This window comes from Roseburia inulinivorans DSM 16841 (genome assembly GCF_000174195.1).
GTDB classification, from domain to species: Bacteria; Bacillota; Clostridia; order Lachnospirales; family Lachnospiraceae; genus Roseburia; species Roseburia inulinivorans.
Window position 1 is genome coordinate 1 of record NZ_ACFY01000147.1, and the last position, 21167, is coordinate 21167.

Annotated in this window: 21 protein-coding genes and 1 pseudogene; 8 read left to right on the forward strand and 14 right to left on the reverse strand. The window is 42.1% G+C overall.

What is annotated here, in order from left to right; genetic code table 11:
- A pseudogene (locus ROSEINA2194_RS20600) lies at positions 1-99 on the reverse strand (IS200/IS605 family transposase); the annotation flags it as partial.
- A gap of 254 nt (positions 100-353) precedes the next feature.
- Between ROSEINA2194_RS20600 and ROSEINA2194_RS21315 the strand changes: the two are divergent.
- A complete protein-coding gene (locus ROSEINA2194_RS21315) occupies positions 354-563 on the forward strand; it encodes a hypothetical protein (protein WP_044928406.1) in 210 nt (69 codons plus the stop codon).
- 131 nt (positions 564-694) lie between these two features.
- On the opposite strand, the gene ROSEINA2194_RS15175 is transcribed toward ROSEINA2194_RS21315, so the two are convergent.
- From ROSEINA2194_RS15175 to ROSEINA2194_RS15185, 3 genes are read right to left on the reverse strand one after another with little or no spacing between them, the layout of a single operon-like run.
- Positions 695-1120, reverse strand: coding sequence for a DUF4299 family protein (locus tag ROSEINA2194_RS15175; RefSeq protein WP_007889405.1), 426 nt, complete (start codon positions 1118-1120; stop codon positions 695-697).
- Between the two features lie 18 nt (positions 1121-1138).
- Complete coding sequence (locus ROSEINA2194_RS15180) at positions 1139-1939, reverse strand: helix-turn-helix domain-containing protein (protein WP_044928408.1); 801 nt, start codon at positions 1937-1939, stop codon at positions 1139-1141.
- A 55-nt stretch (positions 1940-1994) separates the two neighbouring features.
- Positions 1995-2441 (reverse strand): hypothetical protein, encoded by a 447-nt coding sequence (locus ROSEINA2194_RS15185; RefSeq protein WP_007889409.1) that lies wholly within the window; start codon positions 2439-2441, stop codon positions 1995-1997.
- Positions 2442-2922: 481 nt separating this feature from the next.
- Between ROSEINA2194_RS15185 and ROSEINA2194_RS15195 the strand changes: the two genes are divergently transcribed.
- The 5 genes from ROSEINA2194_RS15195 to ROSEINA2194_RS15215 all read left to right on the forward strand — a co-directional run bounded on the left by ROSEINA2194_RS15195 (position 2923) and on the right by ROSEINA2194_RS15215 (position 6836).
- Positions 2923-3336, forward strand: coding sequence for a cysteine-rich VLP domain-containing protein (locus ROSEINA2194_RS15195; protein ID WP_044928413.1), 414 nt, complete (start codon positions 2923-2925; stop codon positions 3334-3336).
- Between the two features lie 111 nt (positions 3337-3447).
- Positions 3448-3843, forward strand: a complete 396-nt coding sequence (locus ROSEINA2194_RS15200; protein WP_007889413.1) for a replication initiator protein A — start codon at positions 3448-3450, stop codon at positions 3841-3843.
- Positions 3844-4026: 183 nt separating this feature from the next.
- On the forward strand, positions 4027-4968 hold the full coding sequence (mobV, locus tag ROSEINA2194_RS15205; protein WP_007889418.1) for a MobV family relaxase: 942 nt from the start codon (positions 4027-4029) through the stop codon (positions 4966-4968).
- A gap of 70 nt (positions 4969-5038) precedes the next feature.
- Complete coding sequence (locus tag ROSEINA2194_RS15210; RefSeq protein ID WP_002566025.1) at positions 5039-5230, forward strand: hypothetical protein; 192 nt, start codon at positions 5039-5041, stop codon at positions 5228-5230.
- Positions 5231-5324: 94 nt separating this feature from the next.
- Entirely contained in the window at positions 5325-6836 is a 1512-nt protein-coding gene (locus ROSEINA2194_RS15215) for a recombinase family protein (RefSeq protein WP_007889423.1), read from the forward strand.
- Between the two features lie 317 nt (positions 6837-7153).
- Here ROSEINA2194_RS15215 and ROSEINA2194_RS15220 read toward each other — a convergent pair whose 3' ends face one another.
- Positions 7154-8023 (reverse strand): hypothetical protein, encoded by an 870-nt coding sequence (locus ROSEINA2194_RS15220; protein ID WP_007889424.1) that lies wholly within the window; start codon positions 8021-8023, stop codon positions 7154-7156.
- 188 nt (positions 8024-8211) lie between these two features.
- Between ROSEINA2194_RS15220 and ROSEINA2194_RS15225 the strand changes: the two genes are divergently transcribed.
- Positions 8212-8940 carry a LytR/AlgR family response regulator transcription factor gene (locus tag ROSEINA2194_RS15225; protein WP_007889426.1) on the forward strand — a complete coding sequence of 243 codons (729 nt, stop codon included), beginning with the start codon at positions 8212-8214 and terminating at the stop codon, positions 8938-8940.
- Between the two features lie 14 nt (positions 8941-8954).
- Positions 8955-10250, forward strand: coding sequence for a sensor histidine kinase (locus ROSEINA2194_RS15230; protein WP_007889428.1), 1296 nt, complete (start codon positions 8955-8957; stop codon positions 10248-10250).
- 226 nt (positions 10251-10476) lie between these two features.
- Here the strand turns inward: ROSEINA2194_RS15230 and pdxR are convergent, their stop codons facing one another.
- The 9 genes from pdxR to ROSEINA2194_RS15270 form a co-directional block, all read right to left on the reverse strand.
- Entirely contained in the window at positions 10477-11949 is a 1473-nt protein-coding gene (gene pdxR / locus ROSEINA2194_RS15235) for a MocR-like pyridoxine biosynthesis transcription factor PdxR (protein WP_007889430.1), read from the reverse strand.
- 54 nt (positions 11950-12003) lie between these two features.
- Positions 12004-12315: a DUF2225 domain-containing protein gene (locus ROSEINA2194_RS22250; RefSeq protein WP_007889432.1), complete on the reverse strand. Its 312-nt coding sequence runs from the start codon at positions 12313-12315 to the stop codon at positions 12004-12006.
- 55 nt (positions 12316-12370) lie between these two features.
- Positions 12371-12859: a DUF2225 domain-containing protein gene (locus ROSEINA2194_RS22255; protein WP_007889433.1), complete on the reverse strand. Its 489-nt coding sequence runs from the start codon at positions 12857-12859 to the stop codon at positions 12371-12373.
- 40 nt (positions 12860-12899) lie between these two features.
- On the reverse strand, positions 12900-14591 hold the full coding sequence (locus tag ROSEINA2194_RS15245) for a glutamine--tRNA ligase/YqeY domain fusion protein (RefSeq protein WP_044928416.1): 1692 nt from the start codon (positions 14589-14591) through the stop codon (positions 12900-12902).
- A gap of 184 nt (positions 14592-14775) precedes the next feature.
- On the reverse strand, positions 14776-15756 hold the full coding sequence (locus ROSEINA2194_RS15250; RefSeq protein ID WP_007889436.1) for an ABC transporter permease: 981 nt from the start codon (positions 15754-15756) through the stop codon (positions 14776-14778).
- A 1-nt stretch (position 15757) separates the two neighbouring features.
- On the reverse strand, positions 15758-16864 hold the full coding sequence (locus tag ROSEINA2194_RS15255; protein WP_007889438.1) for an ABC transporter permease: 1107 nt from the start codon (positions 16862-16864) through the stop codon (positions 15758-15760).
- Positions 16857-18470 (reverse strand): ABC transporter ATP-binding protein, encoded by a 1614-nt coding sequence (locus ROSEINA2194_RS15260; protein WP_007889440.1) that lies wholly within the window; start codon positions 18468-18470, stop codon positions 16857-16859. Before ROSEINA2194_RS15260 ends, ROSEINA2194_RS15255 begins: the two co-directional genes overlap by 8 nt.
- A 46-nt stretch (positions 18471-18516) precedes the next feature.
- Positions 18517-19758: a BMP family ABC transporter substrate-binding protein gene (locus ROSEINA2194_RS15265; RefSeq protein WP_044928419.1), complete on the reverse strand. Its 1242-nt coding sequence runs from the start codon at positions 19756-19758 to the stop codon at positions 18517-18519.
- A gap of 226 nt (positions 19759-19984) precedes the next feature.
- Complete coding sequence (locus ROSEINA2194_RS15270; protein ID WP_007889444.1) at positions 19985-20899, reverse strand: rhomboid family intramembrane serine protease; 915 nt, start codon at positions 20897-20899, stop codon at positions 19985-19987.
- Positions 20900-21167: the final 268 nt, after the last annotated feature.

The following is a 21167-nucleotide window of genomic DNA, read 5'->3' on the forward strand; positions in this document are numbered from 1 at the left end:
GCACCTTTTCTTTTACATAACATGCTTAATATATTAGCTATATCACGTTTTAACTGTCCATATATTAGTTTTCTGCGATACTTTGGTGCAAATAACAATGTGATACTTACAATTCCATTTAGGTCAGTTTACAAGGAACTACACGCAGACCACGAAACGGGGGCTGCTGACAACAAATAAAGGCTGAATATCAAGCACCGGGGAAGTGCGAGATATTCAGCCTGTTTTGTTGTCTGGGGTTTCCAAAGGGGCTTGCCCCTTGGCACACGACTTTGCTTGCAAAGTGTAGTGTGTTATACGCTCTGTCGGCGTTGCTGCGAAAATGCGGTTGCCACCGGGGAGGGCAAGGGCATTTGAAACGGCAGGAAAACAGGGCTGTGATTGCGTGGCATGGAGCCGCAAGCGCAGGACTGGTTTCGCCAGCAGACAGGGCGTATATGAAAGCCCCCGTCCCTTGTCCCACGCCGGACTTCGGGACAAAATGTCCCGAACTTGTGGCCACACTTACGAAAAAGCAGACGGATTTTTCTCTCAAAATTGAAATGGGCGGGAAGCCATTTTAAGGCTTTCCCGCCTTGATTGACTATTAGCAAAGACGGGCAGGACTGTCAACGGCGGCACATAAAATGTGCCGTTCATCTTGACCGTTGACTGGCTCGGCTGGCTTTGCTATCCGTTCCTAATCTGTATGTAATCAATATAATTTACGAGGAAGATTTCCAAATAGACTGTCTAATTCTTCATGGGTCATTGCTCTAATAAGTGCCCAATTATCTTTTTTCATAAGAATAAATGGTTCAAGTCGTTTTATGGCTTCGTGGTATTCCATTTGCCCGATAATTCCACCTTGTGGATTTGTAAGGCTAACCATTGTAATAATCCATTCGCTAATTGTCTTGCCCTCTATTGCCCACTGCTCCTCCGGCACGATGGGGAAAAGAGAATCGGTATCTTCTGTAAGCGCAAGCCCTATCAAAAGTGTACCATCTTCTTTTTCGTAACACTTAGGATTAGCTTGATATGCTTCTTGTAAAAGTTTTTCAATATCCGGCTTTGTTAGCTTACTATTTGTCTGCGAGTTCTTTTTCTTAAAGAAATTCATGTTTTTGATTTCCTCCATTCTGTAATTTCATATTTATTACTTTCTCCCCCGCTGCGGGTTCGGATTTTTCAGCAAGTCCGACTTCTGTGCAATCTTTTTCAGCCACTTCTTTTCTTCTTCGGACAGCTTCTTAAAGTTCAGTTTGAGCCTTTTGCAAATGAACATCAAGGACGCTGTTTCCGGGTCGCCGCCCTCGCTGGCGATTTCGTCTGCGGTCTGCAAAAAATCTTCCAGTGGGTTGTCCTCCGGGACACTGAAAAAATCGTCCTTATGTGTTTCCCGCAGATCGAGGGCTATCTTGTTTATGTCCTGCTGTATCACATAGCGGCAAAAGCTGTCATCGTCAATATGGGCGGCGATAAGCTGTCGTAACTGCGGGTCGGACAAGCCGGGATTGTACTGCTTCATAATGGTTGCGCTTACAGCATCTACAATGGCGTTTGCACTCTGCACTTGTTTGCCAGCAATACCGTTCACATAGATTTCGAGGTCAGCCATCAGCCGGGGAAAATCCGGGTGTACCGCCAGTTCACACAAGAGGGAATTATCCACCCGCCCGCTTTTCAGCAGTTCAATCATATCATCACTCAAATGCAGGTCTGCAAGATCGGCATTTGGGTGATTTTTTGTTTTAGAGCGTCCCAGCAGGTAATCAACGGTCACTTCATAAACCTTTGCCAGCTGGATAAGGGCATGGTGGCTGATGTCTTTGAGATTGTCTCCCTCATAACTGCCTAAAGCAGATTTGGAAAGATGAGTTTCCTCCGCAAGCTGTTCCAGCGTCAGCCCTCGTTCCACACGCAGGTCTTTTAGGCGTTCCTGTATGGATAGTTCCATGCTCTCCCCCCTGTCTGCCCAATAAATGGGAATAGCTGTTTTCTCATGTTTTAATTTATTTCTGTTCTGTGTAATGAATACAAATACCACTACTGCACGAGCGCGGGTCAAAGTAAGATGAAATAGAACCCCATGAAAACAAGTTTTCTTCGTTCTTCAAACCACAAAACCTCATGAGCCATTCATCACAATACCTTTTATCTTTCTGAGCTTCTTCGGGTGTCCAGCATTCCCAATGCTGAATAGCATTTAAGTCAAAGTGCTGCGGATATAGATTAACAAATTCAAGATTTTTCTGTGGATTGAAGCAAAAATAAACAGGGATTTTGTTGTCATAAACTTTTTCTTTTATATCGTACCATATATATCCATTTCTCATATCTCTGATTTGTGTGATTTTATCTTTTGGAAAATCAGAAATAAAGTCAGCATAATGCAATAACGGTGATACTGTTATATTCAGTTCAGGGAAAGTAATCTTTCCTGTTTGTAACTCAATCAAATAGGCTTCCCCCTTTCCAAACGCCGATTTGTCTCTTTGTACTTATCATTTTACCACAATTCCGAGAGCGTGGAAATAGGCAGTTTTTTGGGCGGATTTCCTACCTTTCGGATATACGGGACGGGCGGTCTTTTAGGTGTAGACTTAGGGTAGTTCATCGATGAGCCGCACCTTGAAAACCGAATGACCGTCCGAAAAGGAATACCCCGGCAGGGGAAGCACCGCAAGGAGCCAACTTCTGGACACTTTGTCCAGAGGTCACTTCGGGACAACTTGTCCCGAAGCTGTGGGGAGCTTGCCTCGTCGCCGCAAGCTGCGTATCATTCGCTTCCGCCAAATGGCGAAAGCTCACTCGCTCCGCTGCGCCTCCTCTCCCCACAAAGTCCAACGACTTTGCGGGGGCCCCTGTTGGGAACACGCCGCAGGAATGGGGCAGGAAGCCTTTTCGGGGAGAACGGCTAAGGAAAAATGGAGGGAACACATGAAAGAGAACCCATATAAACGACTGCCGCCCATAGAGCGCAAGCCGGACGGTTCCCTTTACCGCATGACACCGGCACAGAGGAAACAGGCAAACGCCCTGATCCGCCGGGAGTGCTGCTGTTATGAGGACGGGAACTGTATGCTCCTTGACGATGGGGATACCCACACCTGCCCCCAGACCATTTCTTTCTCGGTCTGCTGTAAGTGGTTCCGCTGGTCGGTCTTGCCGCAAATCGGAACGCTGGAAGCAGAGATTTTCCAGGATAAGGAGCTAAAACGCTGTGCGGTCTGCGGCAGAGTGTTCGTCCCAAAGTCCAACCGGGCGAAATACTGTCCCGACTGTGCCGCCAGAGTTCACAGGCAGCAGAAAACAGAAAGTGAACGGAAAAGGAGGTCTACTGTGGACAGTTAGGGGCTGAAAAGTCCTTGATTTACAAGGCTTTGCAAGCACAGAACAGGGGCAGGCAATAGAAACTACCGCCTGCTCCCGGAAACGGGCTTCTAACCGTCCACAAAACACGATATGACAAACACCATTTATATCCATCAGCCGGAAAAGGCGGTCAGCTTTACCCGGCTTCCGAATTTCCTTTTTGAAGCCCCCACATTCACGCCACTGTCCAACGAAGCAAAGGTACTGTATGCCTTTATCCTGCGCCGGACAGACCTATCCCGAAAAAACGGGTGGGCGGACGAATACGGGCGCATTTACCTCTACTATCCCATTAACGAGGTAGTGGAGCTGCTCCACTGCGGGCGGCAGAAGGCGGTCAATACCCTGCGGGAGCTGCAATATGCCGGACTGGTGGAAATCCAGAAGCAGGGCTGTGGAAAACCCAACCGCATTTACCCAAAATCCTACGAAGCGGTTCCAAACACCGACTTCAAGAAATCCGGTTATGGAACGCCAGAGGACTGAAAACTGCACTCATAGAGTACGATAATCAATCCTCTTGAAGTACGAAAATCGGACGGTATATAGAAATACAGAAATAAAAATATTGATTTATATTCTATCCATTCCCTTCCTATCCGAGATATTTTCTGCGGGATTTTCCTGTGGAAAAGTCCCGGAAAGGAACGGAATGGGGAAAGGAGTTTCATGGCACAACACGCAATTTTGCGATTTGAAAAACACAAGGGCAATCCGGCAAGACCGCTGGAAGCCCATCACGAACGGCAAAAGGAACAGTACGCCAGTAATCCCGACATTGACACCAGCCGGAGCAAGTACAACTTCCATATCGTTAAGCCAGAGGGCCGCTATTACCATTTCATTCAGAGCCGCATTGAACAAGCCGGATGCCGCACCCGCAAGGACAGCACCCGTTTTGTCGATACGCTGATAACCGCCAGCCCGGAGTTTTTCAAGAAAAAATCCCCAAAGGAGATACAGGCGTTTTTCCAGAGGGCGGCTGATTTCTTAATCGGGCGGGTAGGGAAAGAAAATATCGTGTCGGCGGTGGTACACATGGACGAGAAAACGCCCCACCTGCATTTGGTCTTTGTCCCGCTGACAGAGGACAACCGCCTGTGTGCAAAGGAGATTATTGGGAACAGAGCCAACCTCACAAAATGGCAGGACGATTTTCACGCCTATATGGTGGAGAAATATCCCGACTTGGAGCGTGGAGAAAGTGCCAGCAAGACAGGCAGGAAGCATATCCCTACCCGTTTGTTCAAGCAGGCGGTCAATCTCTCCAAACAGGCAAAAGCCATTGAAGCCACGCTGGACTGTATTACCCCGTTCAATGCCGGAAAGAAGAAAGAGGAAGCCCTCTTCCTGCTGAAAAAGTGGTTTCCGCAGATGGAGAACTTCTCATGGCAGCTCAAAAAATACAAGGTCACGATAAACGACCTCTTGGCAGAAAATGAACAGTTGGAAGCCAGAGCCAAAGCCAGCGAAAAAGGCAAGATGAAAGATACAATGGAACGAGCAAAGCTGGAAAGCGAGCTGAAAGACATTCAGCGGCTGGTAGACCGTATCCCACCGGAGGTGCTGGCAGAACTGAAACGCCAACAGCGGCACACAAGGGAACGGTGATTGATGACAGAAAACATTTCACGCCGCAGCATGGCGGCACTGCACTTTGAAAATTAAATACGGAGGTACTATGGAGCATATCAGATACAAGAAAGAAACCGAAGTCGTGACTTTTCAGGGAAAGGAAATCACGCTGGAAAATCTCTCCCCGGTATTCACGCCGGAGCAGGAAGCGGCAAAACGCCGGGAGCTGGAACAGCAGCTTTATGAGGTGTTCCGCAAGTATGCCGACAAACGGCAGAGCGAGGAAGCCGGGGCATAAGATTTTCCGAAGCCATCGTTGATTTGCGGGGCTGCTGACGGTATAATAAAGGTGTCAGCAGCTCCGTTTCTTTTTTAAGAAAAGGAGCGACAATATGAACAATCGAATAGACGCAATCTATGCAAGACAATCGGTAGACAAAAAGGACAGCATTTCCATTGAAAGCCAGATTGAATTTTGCAAATATGAATTGAAAGGCGGTAACTGCAAGGAATACACAGACAAAGGGTACAGCGGCAAAAACACAGACCGTCCGAAGTTTCAAGAACTGGTACGGGACATCAAGCGGGGCTTGATTGCAAAGGTCGTAGTTTACAAACTCGACCGTATCAGCCGTTCTATTCTGGACTTTGCCAACATGATGGAGCTGTTCCAACAGTACAATGTAGAGTTTGTGTCCTCTACGGAAAAGTTTGATACCTCCACCCCGATGGGGCGGGCGATGCTGAATATTTGTATCGTGTTCGCCCAGCTTGAGAGGGAAACCATACAGAAGCGGGTAACGGACGCTTACTATTCCCGCAGCCAGCGAGGTTTCAAGATGGGTGGGAAAGCCCCTTACGGCTTCCACACCGAACCAATCAAGATGGATGGTATCAACACAAAGAAGCTGGTGGTAAATCCAGATGAAGCGGCAAATATCCGGCTGATGTTTGAGATGTACGCCCAGCCCACTACCTCCTATGGGGACATTACCCGGTACTTTGCGGAACAGGGGATTTTGTTCCATGGAAAAGAGCTGATACGCCCCACGCTGGCGCAGATGTTACGCAATCCTGTCTATGTGCAGGCAGACCTTGATGTGTACGAGTTTTTCAAAAGTCAAGGGACAGTCATTGTCAATGACGCCGCCGATTTTACAGGCATGAACGGCTGCTATCTGTATCAAGGGCGGGATGTGAAGCCCAGCAAAAAGAACGACTTGAAAGACCAAATGCTGGTACTGGCTCCCCATGAGGGCATTGTCCCCTCCGACATCTGGCTGACCTGCCGCAAGAAGCTGATGAACAACATGAAAATCCAGTCTGCCCGAAAAGCCACCCATACATGGCTGGCGGGAAAAATCAAGTGCGGGAACTGCGGGTATGCCCTTATGAGCATTAACAATCCTGTGGGAAAGCAATATCTCCGCTGCACAAAGCGGCTGGACAATAAAAGCTGTGCCGGGTGCGGGAAAATCATCACTTCGGAGCTGGAAGCAGTGGTTTACCAGCAGATGGTGAAAAAGCTGGAAAAGCACAAGACGCTGACAGGCAGAAAGAAAGCGGCAAAGGCAAACCCTAAAATTGCCGCCCTGCAAGTGGAACTTGCCCATGTGGACGGCGAGATTGAAAAACTGGTGGACAGTCTGACGAGCGCAAACAATGTGCTGCTCTCCTATGTGAATGTGAAGATAGCGGAACTGGACGGGCGCAAACAGGAACTTCTGGCGAGGATAGCGGAACTAACGGTGGAAGCCATTAGCCCGGAACAGGTCAGCCAGATTTCCGGCTACCTTGACACTTGGGAGAATGTATCCTTTGACGACAAGCGGCGGGTGGTGGATTTAATGATTACCACCATAGCCGCCACAAGCGACAGCTTGAATATCACATGGAAAATCTGACGGGCGGAACCCCTCCCGTCAGATACCTACCCTGTGTAGTCCCTTGTAAACTGTACTTTCGTGTGTGCTAAACTATTTATATCCATATGGATACCTCCTCTGCTTGTAATGCGGTTGGCGAACCTGCATTATTATAGCATTGGAGGTTTTTTTCTGTAAGCTAAAGCATTTCCAACCACTCGCATAGCAAGTGGTTTATTTGTTTCCAGCATTCCATTTTTCGGAACACGAAAAACTCCATCCTGGAAACAGGGCCTTGCCCTAACAATAAAAGGAGATAGCCACAACGGCTATCTCCTTTTTTAAACGCTTATCTATTATTCAGTTTGTAAAATAAAATCTGCTACGCTTTTGGGAATAGTATAATATTCAATATAATCTCCGTCCTGTGTACCATTATCTGGAATAGTCTCACTTATAAAATATTCATTATTAGATGCTTCATATAACATAATCGTATACATTGTGGTCAAAACCTTTTCTTTAGTTCTTCTCCTAAACGAATATGCTGATATATTACGCCTTAAAATCGCATCGTTTGGTATATCATCTATTGAACTCCAACTATCTGTATCTAAGCCTTCAATGAATGCCGTTATCTCTTCCTTGTTATCTATTTTTATATCTAATTCATCTTCATCACTTATAACTATTTTAGTGATATTAGAAACAATTGTTTCATCATTATATGTTTTTTTCTTTGTTCCATAACTACTATCCGTATTATTGACAATTCTATTTTCCCAATTATCCAGAATGTCTTCTGATATAGGTTGAGTTATTGTAATTTTATTTTCAATTGAATTCAAAAATTGCCCCGCGCTTTTTGGAATGGAAATAACATCACTATCTTGAATAATATAATAGTTGTCATCTACTTTATATAACTCATATGGGTCTTCCCTAATATAGTACTCTTCATCATCTTTTACAAATTCATAAGCTATAAATTTGTAAATACATTTACCAAAATCTTCTTTTTCTTCAATATATTTCCATTCTTGAAATTTCATTTCCTCAAAAAAAAATTCTAAATCATCCGAATTCACTATAGTTCCTATCTCTTTACCATTTGATGACTGTATCTCAACAAATTGATATACTCTTTCAATATCAAATCCTTTTGAAGTACATCCCGATAGACCTATCATACATATTACAATTATTAATAACCCTTTTATTTTCATACAAATCCTCCTCAAAAAATTTTTTTTATATTATAAAAGAGTTTTGAATAAAAACAATAAGTATGCCCCGATATACAGTTTTTCGCCCTAACATACACAACTATTTCATAGTGTATTCTCACGATATATGTTATAATTTGTATCAGATTAGTTGCTTCCTACTACAAATATAATAAAAGAGGTAAAAAATGTTTACTGTTGCTATTTGTGATGATGACAAGATTGTACTCAGTTCAATTCAAAAATGCATAGAAGAATTTGCCACCGAAAATAATATATCCATATCCGTTGATTTATATGATTCCGGCAAAAAATTGTTAGAATCATCACTAAAATATAACGTTATCTTCTTGGACATTATTTTACAAACAGAAAACGGCATAGATATAGGTACTCAGCTCCGAAAATTGAATGCATTTACATATATAATTTATATTACGAATTATAAACAATATCATGAAACGGCACATAATAATGTACATTCTTTTGCATTCCTTACTAAACCAATTTCAAAAAAAATCATTTATAAACAACTTAATGACATTCTTATTTATGAATCACAAAATAATGATCCCCTTTATATTGCGCGTTTCATAACTTATGAGCAAGGATTGACCGAATTTAATATAGATGATATATATTTTTTTGAATATATAAAGAAACGATATGTCAAGATATGCAGTAAAAGCGGTGATTATCATTTTAATGAAAAAATCGGAAATATAGATATTGACATGGCGAGTTATAACTTTTTTATGCCACATCAAAGTTTTGTAGTTAATTTAAAATATGTAAAGGATATAAAAAACTACGAATTATTAATGACCAATGGGATAAGGATTCCTTTGTCTCAAAAACGTGCCGTACTATTCAAAAATGCTCTAAACAATTATTTAGAAAAAATGTTAATACTATAAAGGGAGATCCTTTTATGAATACTTATATCATTTACTTTGTTTCTGTAATTAATTGTTATGTTTCTGCACAACTAATTTTTGATCATTTTAAAATAAATTTTAACTCTATATATTCACAAAAATGGATTTATAATATAGTTACCATTTCCGTCGGAGTCTTAATTGGAATTATAAATCTTTTTAATTACCCTATTTTAAATTTTGCAAGTTGGATTATCATTCTTACACCTGTTATATGCTTACTATTTTATGATCCATGGAGTTCAAAGAAAACTTTACTCCTGGATTTATACTTTTTCATATTTCTTTTAACTTTTTTTGAAACAATAGGGGTCGCTCTATATGAATTGTTTTTGATTTTTATTAAGTTTCCATTATGCGAACCAGCACATTCCGTTTTTAAAATGGCTATTTCAAAATTATTAATTATATGTTTATACCAGGTAACCAAGAATCGTTATTTGTCAAAACAGCATAGTGTACTTCCTATGAAACAATTGATTTTATATATTTTATTATCATTCTGTAGTATAGTAAACATTTGCTTAAACGCTAAAATAGGTTATTCTGTTACAATACCGGAGTCTGACAAATATATAGGATATTTAACAATTATAATTACCGTATTTATTAATCTTCATATTATGTGGCTACTTGAATACATTATTGAAAATCAAAAATTAAAGTCTAAAATAGCCCGATCAGAGCAGCAAGCAAACTTACAACTTAAATATTATAAACAATTAGACGCAAACTATCAGAAATCGTTACAAATGATACATGACATAGATAAGCATGTTAATACGATAGAGCAACTATATAAAAGCAATGAATTTGAAAAAGCAGATAACTATATCAAAGGAATGGATAGACTTATATCAGATTTTGTATTATTCCCATACAGCAATAATACAGTTCTAAATCTTATACTGAACGAAAAAAAGATTTTTGCAGAACAACACGGCATTCTGTATAAATGTACCGTTGAACAAACTGATTTTAGATTTATGGATGACATTGACATCACAACTATATTTTCAAATTTGCTTGAAAACGCCTTATCTGCTAGTGCTCTTTGCAAAACCAATAAAGAAGTATCAGTAATAATTAGTTCCCATAATAACTTTGTTATAATCAACGTCAAAAATAGTTGCAATTCATACACAAAATGCGGAACATTCTCTTCTAAAGACTATGGAACTGGTCTTTACAATGTTGAAAATAGTGTTAAGAAATATGAAGGTTTCTTAAAAATCAGCTACTCGCAAACCGAATTTAACTGCAATGTTGTTTTAAGTAATACGCACTAATTAATACTTAATTCCTTCATCAACACATATAATCCTTTGCAAATCAAAATACCGGCTGTCAGGAATTTCTATCTGACAAACGGTATTTCACTTTTTGTTTTCTATTAAAATAGAAGTCTTCCAATTTTTCTTCCCTTCTTTGTAAGCGATGAATAACACGCCGTCTACCCTTTTCCTAAATTCTGTTAAAACAGGAAACGATTAACATTTATTATCAATTCCTCTGCTACCTAAGTGGCAGGGGAATTCTATTTTCCAGAACAATGCTTTCAAGCACTTCCAGCCCTTTTTGTATTTCCTGTTCGTCCGGTTTTCCATATCCTAACAAGAGTACCGGTCTTCCCTCCGGCGGTGTGTGAATATAATGCTCTCTGATACCCATAAGGCGGATTCCGCACTCTGCGGCTTTTTTACAGATTTCTTCCTCTGTAAGCGTTGTATTCACCTGCACAAGCACATGCAGTCCTGCGTTATCCCCTGCAATATTCTGCACCCAGTTTTTTTTCTTCAATTCGCCGACTAAAAAATCATGCTTGTTTTTATAAATTCCACGCATTTTATTTAAATGTCTGCCAAAGTATCCTCCCCGGATGAATTCCCGCAATACTTCCTGCTGGATTTTTGAAACGGTTGTGGAATAGAAGCTGCATGATTCCTGATATTTTTTTAACAAATGCAACGGAAGAACCATGTAGCTGATTCGCAGGGACGGCGCAATACTTTTTGAAAAAGTACCCAGATATATCACCTTCTCCTCGTGGTCAATACTCTGTAACGACGGGATCGGCTTTCCTTTATAACGGTACTCACTGTCATGATCATCCTCGATCAGATATCTGCCTTCTTTCTCCGATGCCCATTTCAAAAGTTCCAGCCGCTGTTTTAAAGGCATGACTGTTCCCAAAGGAAACTGGTGTGACGGCATAACATATAAGATATCTGCGTTTTCCCTGCGCACCGCCTCGATCGGCATACTCCCCTGCTCTGCCGGAATATTTTTCACCAGATAACCCATATTGGAAAAAGTGCGGTACGCCTGCAGATAAGTCGGATCATCCATCAGTACGGTCTTCTTTTCCCCTAACACCTGCGCAAGCAGAAGTTCTAAATATTCATTACCTGCGCCGATTATGATCTGTTCTGCGACACAATTCACACCTCTTGCCTGATGAAGATAATCTGCAATTGCCATGCGCAGTTCGTGATCTCCCTGTCCATCTCCCGACAAAAGAATTTCTTCCCTGTCATCAAGCAGGACATTTTTATGCAGTTTCCGCCAGACATTGTACGGAAAATTCTGCGTATCGATCGTGTAAGGGGAAAAATCAATTTCCTTCTGTTTTGAAGATCCTGCTCCATGTTTTATCTCAGTTTTCCATCCCGGCTGCCAGTCCTGCCCTGCCTGCAGTTTTTCCTGCATATGGTTCCGCTGTTCTAACTGATACAGCGCCTCAACATCGCAGACAAAATATCCCCGGTATGGTTCTGCCTCAATATACCCTTCTGCCAAAAGCTGATCGTATGCCAGTTCCACCGTACTGCGGCTCACAGACAGATTTTTTGCCAATAAACGGGTTGACGGTAATTTTTCCCCTTTGGAAATCTTACCGTCAACGATCTCATTTTTTATATATTCATATATTTTTTCATAAAGGGGCGCTTTCGCGCCCCCCTGCAGATCAATCATAATCTCGTTCATTGCAATCCTCTTACTCTTTGCCAATTCTGATGTCTGGTCTTCCCCTGCCGCCTTTTACGCTTTGGAATCCTTAATTTCCCGGATGATCTCCTCTTTCAGATCGAATGCACGATCCTTCATCTTCTTAGAAGCAGAGCTTGTAGACAAGATCCTGGAAATACATTTGGACGCAGTATCGTAACGTTTGAAATGCTTTGACATAACAGCTAACAGGTAATCTACTGTTGTCTGATCCATGCCACACATTGGAAACATCTCTGTTGATACTGCTTTTAAAAAGCCTTCATAAGCCTGATTATAAAATGCCTCCTGCTGCTCCAGACACTCCCTGCGTTCCTGTTCCAGCGAAGCATCCTTCTCATCCATGCCCTCTAACTTTCCACGATAGAGCCATGAAATCTTAAGACAGGTATATGCCTTCTCACTTGCTTTTCCTTTTTTTACCTAGAGTATTAAACAGTGCGAGTTTGTAACGGTTAATTGCCGTATCATAATCATATACCGCCGGTTCTTCACCAGTCGGCTTAAAATTTGCACATATTTTCTCTTTGATCAGTTTGATCTGGACCGATGACAGATGTTCAAAGTAGCGGTTCATTGCTGTATAACCGCAGTTTGGACATGATGCAACATCATATTTTAAAGTATCAATATACATAAATCTTGGTCTCAGATCAAAATCCGGTTCGAGACGTTTCACTCTTCCGTTTTTGATCATTTTTGTTTTGAACACTTTATCGCACACAGTGCAGCGCACTGATTTTTCTAACAGAAATGATTCCTCAGAAGGTATTTCTTCTTTTGCCTCTCCCTGCTCTGTTGATGCATTGGTCCTTTTTTCTTCTTCAAACAGATTTTCTGTACCCTCTGTCTTCAGACCGAACTTTTCTAGTCCCTTGAATAAATTCATATACGTTCCTCCAATATTGACTGCTTTTCTTGATCGTAAATTAGTTATTTGACGGTAATTTAAATGAACTCTTCAGCGAAACGATCCTGTTAAATACGAGATGTTCCGGTGTAGAATCTTTTGCATCTACACAGAAGAATCCCTGACGCACAAACTGGAAGCTGTCATAAGCCTTTGCGTCTGCAAGATTCTCCTCTACATAACAGTCCTTTAATACTGTCAGTGAGTTTGGATTCAGGTTCAGGCTTCCGTCCTCATTGTATACACCCTTCTCTTCATCCACAATATTTTCATACAGCCGGATCTCTGCTTTTACATTCTTCTCAGCAGATACCCACTGGATCGTTCCTTTTACTTTACGTCCATCCGGGCTGTTTCCTCCGCGGGAAGCCGGATCGTAGGTACAGTGGATCTCTGTCACTTTACCGTTCTCATCTTTCACGAAGCTATTGCATGTTACAAAGTATGCGTTCATAAGACGGACTTCATTTCCCGGGAACATACGGAAATATTTCTTTGGCGGCTCTTCCATAAAGTCCTCACGGTCAATGTAGATTTCCCTTCCAAATGGCACTTTTCTGCTTCCAAGTTCTTCGTTTTCAAGGTTATTCACAACATCCAGATATTCTATCTGTCCTTCCGGATAGTTATCGATCACTACTTTGACCGGATCAAGGATTGCCATCATACGCGGTTTCTTTAATTTTAAATCCTCGCGGATACAGTATTCAAGCATTGCATAATCGACAGAACTGTTTGCTTTGGAGATTCCGCAGAGATCAACGAACATCTTAATGGATTCCGGTGTAAATCCTCTTCTTCTGAGTGCTGCGATCGAAACCAGACGAGGATCATCCCATCCGTCAACGATGCCTTCTTCTACCAGACGTTTGATGTAACGCTTTCCGGTTACTACATTTGTAAGGTATAATTTTGCAAACTCGATCTGTCTTGGCGGCATCTCATCCTTATCCGGGATCATATCTTTGCCAACTTCTTCAACTACCCAGTTATATAATGGTCTGTGGTCTTCGAACTCCAGAGTACAGATAGAATGGGTAATTCCCTCGATTGCATCCTCGATTGGATGCGCATAGTCATACATTGGATAGATGCACCATTTGTCGCCTGTTCTGTGGTGTGTCATATGTGCCACACGATAGATAACCGGATCTCTCATATTAATATTGGAAGATGCCATGTCGATCCTTGCACGGAGTACTTTTTCACCATCGGCGAACTTTCCATTCTTCATATCTTCAAATAATGCCAGATTCTCTTCTACAGAACGTGTGCTGTATGGGTCTTCTTTGCCCGGTTCTGTCAAAGTTCCTCTGTATTCGCGGATCTGTTCTGCGGAAAGGTCTGATACGTAAGCTTTTCCCTTTTTGATCAGCTTTACTGCACCTTCATACATCTGGTCAAAATAATCCGATGCAAAGAAAAGTCTTCCCTCCCAGTCAGCGCCGAGCCATTCAATATCAGACTGGATCGCCTCTACAAATTCTGTTTTCTCCTTGGTCGGGTTTGTATCATCAAATCGAAGATTGAACTTTCCGCCGTACTTCTGTGCCAGCCCATAGTTTAAAAGAATGGACTTTGCATGTCCAATATGAAGATAACCATTTGGTTCCGGTGGGAATCTGGTGTGAACCTCATGGCAGTATCCCTCCTCGATATCTTTATCAATCATCTGCTCAATAAAATTCTTAGAGACAGTCTCGTTTTCCATAATTTCCTCCTTGTTTTTCAAAAATGAAGTCTATCTAACATATTACATGATGTATGATTCAGACGCAAGCATAAAATCGCCCGGCATTCTTTATTATAGCATACTTTTCACTGTTTTCCAGCTATTTGCAAAACAAAAAAAGAAGCGGCTGCACCCAGGCAGCTTCGCTTCCTTTTCATGCCTTTTACCGGTCTTCCCTGAAATATGCTTCTCCAAGGCTTGCCGGCGGCTGATTTTCCTGTTTATTTCTCTTACTTGTGATGATCAGGACGATAATCGTCACAACATACGGAAGCATTTTTACAAGCTCCTGTGTTGCCCTGTTCAATCCCGGAAGATAGATATATAAAATATATAATCCACCAAACACAAAAGATCCCCAGATCGCATGATCCGGATTCCACAATGCCAGGATCACCAGTGCGATCGCAAGCCATCCTCTGTCACCGAATCCATTGTTCGACCAGGTACCACCCAGATACTCCATAACAAAATAAAGACCTCCAAGACCTGCGATCGCCGCGCCGGTTACTGTGGCAACATATTTATACTTTGAGACATTGATACCTGCTGCATCCGCTGTTGCCGGGCTTTCACCGACAGCTCTTAAGTTCAGTCCTCTTCTTGTTTTCTTCAAAAAGTAAGTCATGACAACTGCCACGATAACGGACAGATATGTCAGGAATCCATAAGAAAAGAAAAGTGTTCCGATCACCGGGATCTTTGAGAGTCCCGGAATCGTGGTGCGGTATGCAGCCGCCGTTGTCTGAACGGAAATCTGTCCGACACCTCCAGCCAGCTTGGAAATGGAACCACCGAAGAAGTTACCGAATCCAACACCAAATGTCGTAAGTGCAAGTCCCACCACATTCTGGTTCGCTCTGAGTGTGATCGTCAGAAAACTGTAGATCAGCCCGCCCAGGGCAGATGCGATCAGGGAACACAGCAGTGAAACCAGCACCCCGATGGCTCCGTTTGGCGTCTCTGTACTTTTTTCATAAAAGAAAGCACCCATAAGTCCGGCGATACCACCCATGTACATAATTCCCGGAATTCCGAGGTTTAAGTTACCGGATTTTTCTGTGACGATCTCTCCGGAAGCACCAAATAAAATAGCGACTCCCTGTCCGATCGCCTTCTGTATAAACGTCAGTAATAATGTCATTCTATTTCTCTCCTTTCTTACGGAACTCTAATTTGTAGTTAATAAAGAATTCACATCCGATCAGGAAAAACAATAAAATACCTGTAATAATATCTGATGCATTTTCATTCAGACCAAACTGCGATGCCACCTGGATCGATCCCTGCTGCATAAATACAAGGAATCCGGAAACAAGGATCATCGCAAGTGGATTAAACTTTGACATCCATGCAACAATGATCGCAGTAAATCCCCGTCCACCTGCTGTACTTGTCGAGATGGTATGGCTCGCACCGCTGACGATCACTGCACCGGCAATTCCACAGATCGCACCGGAGATCATCATTGTACGGATAATGACCTTCTTCACATCGATCCCTGCATATCTTGCAGTATTCTGGCTTTCTCCGACAACCGAGATCTCATATCCCTGTTTGGAATATTTCATATAAATATAAACTACTAATGTAATTATTAAAACAATGATAACATTTAATGTATATGCATTGCCAAAAATTGTTGGAAACCATCCTCCTTTTGTTGCTGCATTGATAATACCAACGGTGTTAGAACCGGATGGATTCTCCCAGAATACAATACAGAACGTTACGATCTGCATTGCAACATAATTCAGCATCAGGGTAAATAAAGTCTCATTGGTATTAAAATATGCTTTAAAAATGGCAGGGATCACACCCCAGATCAGTCCGGCCAGACCACTGACAACAAAAATCACGACCAGTAATAACCAGTTTGGCATTTTTTCGCCAAAGTAGATCATCATTGCCGCTGCCGCTGTACCACCCATTAAAATCTGTCCTTCTGCACCGATGTTCCAGAATTTCATTTTAAATGCAGGGGTAAGACCAATTGCAATGCATAAAAGCACCATCATTTCCCGGATGGTCACCCAGATCCTCCGGTTGCTTCCAACTGCTCCATCAATAATTCCAAGATATACTTCGATCGGATTCTGTTTTGTGATCGCCACGATCACAAGTGCCGCTACTACCAGTGACAATGCAACTGCAATCAGGCGGATTGCCCATGCTTTTCCCACACTGATATGGTCTCTCTTTACCATACGTGCAAAAGGTTCTTTCTTCGAAATCACGTTTTCCTTACTCATTCTTATCCTCCGTCAAACCAGTCATCATCAGTCCCAGTTTTTCCTTCGTTGTAGTACGCGCATCCACGATACCCGCAACTTTTCCACTGTTCAATACTAAAATCTTATCACAAAGTTCCAGCAGGACATCCAGATCCTCACCTACACAGATGACTGCAACTCCTTTTTTCTTCTGGTCATTCAACAGATTGTAAATCGTGTATGATGAATTGATGTCAAGTCCTCTGACCGGATACGCAACCATCAGCACGGTCGGATTGCTTGCGATCTCACGGCCGACAAGGATTTTCTGTACATTACCGCCGGAAAGCCTGCTGACCGGAGTATCCACACCCGGTGTCACAACATCTAATTTCTCCACAATATCTTCTGCAAGTTTCTTTGGAGATTTACGGTCGGCAAAGAAATGTCTGCCTTCCTTATAGCTTCGGATCATCATATTATCTGTCAGATCCATGGAACCAACAAGTCCCATTCCAAGACGGTCTTCCGGCACAAACGATAATGTGATACCAAGATTTTTAATATCCTCCGCCTTCATCTCGGAGATTTTTTCTGTCGTACCCTCCGGGGAAAAATAAAGGATCTCGCCGCTCTCGATCGGCTGAAGTCCTGCAACGGACTCTAATAATTCTTTCTGTCCGCTTCCTGAAATTCCTGCCACGCCAAGGATTTCCCCACTGTAGGCGGTGAAGGAAGCCTCTGTCAGAACCTTAAGTCCCTCCTTGTTCTTACACGTAATGCCACGCATCTCAATACGTTTTTCTGCTCCTACAGGCTCGGTACGGTTGATATCCAGTTTTACTTTCTCGCCGACCATCATCTCTGTGAGTGATTCTACGGTTGCCTTCGCCGTCTCTACCGTATCAATATATTTTCCTTTTCGAAGCACTGCGACACGGTCAGAAAGTTCCAATACTTCATTTAATTTATGTGTGATGATAATAATGGATTTTCCTGCTTTCCTCATGTTCCTGAGGACTGCAAATAATTTTTCAGTCTCCTGCGGTGTCAATACGGCTGTCGGTTCATCGAGGATCAGAATGTCTGCCCCGCGGTAAAGTACTTTTACGATCTCTACGGTCTGTTTCTGTGAGACAGACATGTCATAAATTTTCTGGGACGGATTGAGGTCAAATCCATACTGTTCTGTCAGTTCCCTGATTTCTTTCTCTACCTGTTTCATATTCAGTTTTTCTTTTCCAGGCAGACCTAAAATAATATTCTCGGCGGCTGTCAAAATATTGATCAGCTTGAAATGCTGATGAATCATTCCAATACCGAGTGCGAAGGAATCTTTTGGGGAGCGGATGGTCACTTCTTTTCCATCCACATAAACTTCTCCTTCGTCCGGGAAGTAAATTCCGGAAAGCATGTTCATCAACGTAGTCTTTCCACTACCATTCTCTCCTAAAATCGAAAGAATTTCACCTTTCCTGACGGTCAGATTCACGTTATCGTTCGCAATCACGTCACCGAAACGTTTGGTTACACCTTTCAGTTCAATAGCGTTTCCTGTTTCCACAAGTAATCCTCCTAAATACGAAAATCCTTTCAATCTGTATCTTGAAAGGATTTCTCTGTTTTCTTCCAATATTTCTATCATTGCAGAGCACAGAAACCATCTGTGCCCTGCCGGTTTATCTTAAAAATTAGTTTGCCTGAGATGTGATGCCATCAATGATAATATCAAAGGATGGTGCAGATGCCAATTCAGATTCATGATAATAACCGTCTGAAACGTAATCAGCATATTTTGCGTAATCTCCGCCTTCTGCGATCAGGTCTTCTAAGGAAGATCCGTTTACTGTAAATGTAGATGTATCAAATACATGAAGAGAACCATCTTTTAATGCTGCTTCTACTTCTTCTACTTTTGCGTCTGTTCCTTCTGCTGCAACAGCCTCATTGACCGGAGTGATTCTGACTGCATCCTCAGAGAATCCTTTGCACCAGTCTGTGTCGATTGCTTTTCCATCTAATACGCACTGTACAGCGTAAGTATAATATACACCCCAGTTATTTGTAGGAGATGTCAATGCTGCGTCCGGAGCAACAGATGTCATATCTACGTTGTAACCAACACAAGGAACACCTGCTGTCTCACATGCTGATGGAGCACCTGTTGTATCGGCATGCTGGCTGATCAGTACACAGTTATCTGCGATCAGCTGATTTGCAACTTCGCCCTCTGCTGTCATATCTGCCCAGCTGTTTGTATACTGAACTTCCATTGTAACAGATTCACATACGCTCTTAGCACCTAAGTAGAAAGATGTGAATCCTGAAATAACCTCTGCATATGGGAATGCACCTACATAACCGATTTTTGCCTGATCTGCTGTGATAGTACCATTCTCGATCATCTCATTTAATTTCATACCTGCAACAACACCGGATACATAACGTGCTTCGTAAATAGCATCGAAGTAGTTGTGCATATTTGCAAGTCCTGAACCTGCCGCTTTAAAACCTGTTGCATGACAGAACTGAATGTCCGGATACTCCTGTGCTGCCTGTAAAATGTATGTCTCATGTCCAAAACTTGTTGCAAAAATAATATCACAACCCTGCTCTGCAAGATCCACTGCTGCATCATATGCTTTCTCGTCCTCCGGGATCGTCGTCTTCTCAATAATCTGGTCATCTGATAATCCAAGGTTTGCTGCCATCTCATCAATACCTGCCATATGAGCTGCTGTATATCCCTCGTTCTCATCACCGATATAAATAACACCGACTTTGATATCTGCTGCGGAAGCTGCTGCCTGTGTGCCATCTGTACCAGCCTCTGTAGAAGCTGCTGCACTGCTGTTGTCTGCTGTGTCTCCACATCCTGCCACCATACCGACAGTCATTCCCATTGCCAATAAAATACTTAATGCCTTTTTCATATAATCCTCCTTGTTTTGCATTAGAAAAACTAATCTCAAAATACAAAAGTCAATTTAGCATAGCAATTTTTTATCGTCAATATGATTTGTATGGTAATTTTCAAAAAAACGTCAATTTTTGCAAAAAATTCTTATATTGATAAGAAGAACTAATACAGGAGATATTTTTAACTAATAAAAAATACAGTCTTTCTCCGTCATCTGGAAAAAGACTGTATCTTTATTCTTATACTCTTCGGATGTGCTGATGTGTAAACAGGTGATCCTGACAATACTCATAATTGCCCTCGCACTTCGAACAGAAACGGAACTGTAAGTTTGGATCATCCAGCTCTGTGCGTCCGCAGACTGCACATTTGTGTTTTGCGATACCGGAACCCGGTCTCGGCTCTCTCATCTGTGCCTTAAACTGCTGCCTGCGATGCACCTCATGTGGGGTATACCGGCTCAGATTCCTCGTGGACAGGAAGAAAATAAGATAATTTAACAGTGACATCACAATACATAACAGCATGATCCCTGCATACCATAATGCAGTGGATACAGACTGTGTATATGCATAAATCGCATGATAGGTATCCCACACGCTGAATACCATGATAACAACATATACGGCTGCCATCCATTTCATTTTTATCGGAATGATAAAGTACAGTAACACCTGCATATCCGGATATAAGGTCGCAAATGCAAGGAATATAGACATATTGATATAGGAAGTACTGATCATCTGTCCCATCATTGTGCTTGCAGTGTGGGCAAAACTGCCACCCATAAACAGATAGATCAGACCATACGCCAAAAGGCTTCCCACTTCAGTCAGCAGGATTCCGCCGATGATATAGGCATTAAAACGGAAAGTTCCCCACGCGCGCTCCAACGCAGTTCCAAGCTGATAATAAAACATCATCATGATCAACAGAAAAATGATATTGCTGTCTGTCGGCATTAAAATCCATGTGATAAGTCTCCAGATCTGTCCGTGTAAAATGTAATAAGGCTGGAAATTCAAGAATCCCAATATATTCGGTGCCACCATGTTCAATACAAATCCAACGGAATATGCTCCGATCAGATACACGATCAGATTCGGTACCGCATATCTTCCAAATTTACGCTCCAGTTTATTTAACCAGTTCATATTGCTACTCCTTTTTTTCAAATACTCTTTGGACTGTCTTCTTTTTCAAACAATCTAGCTAAAGTATATCTATGCAGGAAACCTTTGTCAATCGGCGCTAAATTTCTTCATAAAAAGTTTAGATTTTTCAGATTATTTTGTCATTGTTTTTGTTTTTTCCTGTCGTATAATGTACATTGCTTGGTTTTTGAGCACATATATATAATAGGAAGAAATAGTGAACATAGACTATTGATAGATTTGATTTACAAGAGATAATTTGGAGGAA

Excerpts from the sequence above, each read along its gene's own strand:
- ROSEINA2194_RS15230 (WP_007889428.1), top strand. The coding sequence starts at position 8,955 with ATGAATACTTATATCATTTACTTTGTTTCTGTAATTAATTGTTATGTT.
- ROSEINA2194_RS15225 (WP_007889426.1), top strand. The coding sequence starts at position 8,212 with ATGTTTACTGTTGCTATTTGTGATGATGACAAGATTGTACTCAGTTCA.
- ROSEINA2194_RS15220 (WP_007889424.1), bottom strand. The coding sequence starts at position 8,023 with ATGAAAATAAAAGGGTTATTAATAATTGTAATATGTATGATAGGTCTA.
- ROSEINA2194_RS15260 (WP_007889440.1), bottom strand. The coding sequence starts at position 18,470 with ATGATAGAAATATTGGAAGAAAACAGAGAAATCCTTTCAAGATACAGA.
- ROSEINA2194_RS22255 (WP_007889433.1), bottom strand. The coding sequence starts at position 12,859 with ATGAATTTATTCAAGGGACTAGAAAAGTTCGGTCTGAAGACAGAGGGT.
- ROSEINA2194_RS15255 (WP_007889438.1), bottom strand. The coding sequence starts at position 16,864 with ATGAGTAAGGAAAACGTGATTTCGAAGAAAGAACCTTTTGCACGTATG.
- ROSEINA2194_RS15180 (WP_044928408.1), bottom strand. The coding sequence starts at position 1,939 with ATGGAACTATCCATACAGGAACGCCTAAAAGACCTGCGTGTGGAACGA.
- ROSEINA2194_RS15175 (WP_007889405.1), bottom strand. The coding sequence starts at position 1,120 with ATGGAGGAAATCAAAAACATGAATTTCTTTAAGAAAAAGAACTCGCAG.
- mobV (WP_007889418.1), top strand. The coding sequence starts at position 4,027 with ATGGCACAACACGCAATTTTGCGATTTGAAAAACACAAGGGCAATCCG.
- ROSEINA2194_RS15210 (WP_002566025.1), top strand. The coding sequence starts at position 5,039 with ATGGAGCATATCAGATACAAGAAAGAAACCGAAGTCGTGACTTTTCAG.
- ROSEINA2194_RS15215 (WP_007889423.1), top strand. The coding sequence starts at position 5,325 with ATGAACAATCGAATAGACGCAATCTATGCAAGACAATCGGTAGACAAA.
- ROSEINA2194_RS22250 (WP_007889432.1), bottom strand. The coding sequence starts at position 12,315 with ATGGATGAGAAGGATGCTTCGCTGGAACAGGAACGCAGGGAGTGTCTG.
- ROSEINA2194_RS15270 (WP_007889444.1), bottom strand. The coding sequence starts at position 20,899 with ATGAACTGGTTAAATAAACTGGAGCGTAAATTTGGAAGATATGCGGTA.
- pdxR (WP_007889430.1), bottom strand. The coding sequence starts at position 11,949 with ATGAACGAGATTATGATTGATCTGCAGGGGGGCGCGAAAGCGCCCCTT.
- ROSEINA2194_RS15195 (WP_044928413.1), top strand. The coding sequence starts at position 2,923 with ATGAAAGAGAACCCATATAAACGACTGCCGCCCATAGAGCGCAAGCCG.
- ROSEINA2194_RS15250 (WP_007889436.1), bottom strand. The coding sequence starts at position 15,756 with ATGACATTATTACTGACGTTTATACAGAAGGCGATCGGACAGGGAGTC.
- ROSEINA2194_RS15200 (WP_007889413.1), top strand. The coding sequence starts at position 3,448 with ATGACAAACACCATTTATATCCATCAGCCGGAAAAGGCGGTCAGCTTT.
- ROSEINA2194_RS15265 (WP_044928419.1), bottom strand. The coding sequence starts at position 19,758 with ATGAAAAAGGCATTAAGTATTTTATTGGCAATGGGAATGACTGTCGGT.
- ROSEINA2194_RS15245 (WP_044928416.1), bottom strand. The coding sequence starts at position 14,591 with ATGGAAAACGAGACTGTCTCTAAGAATTTTATTGAGCAGATGATTGAT.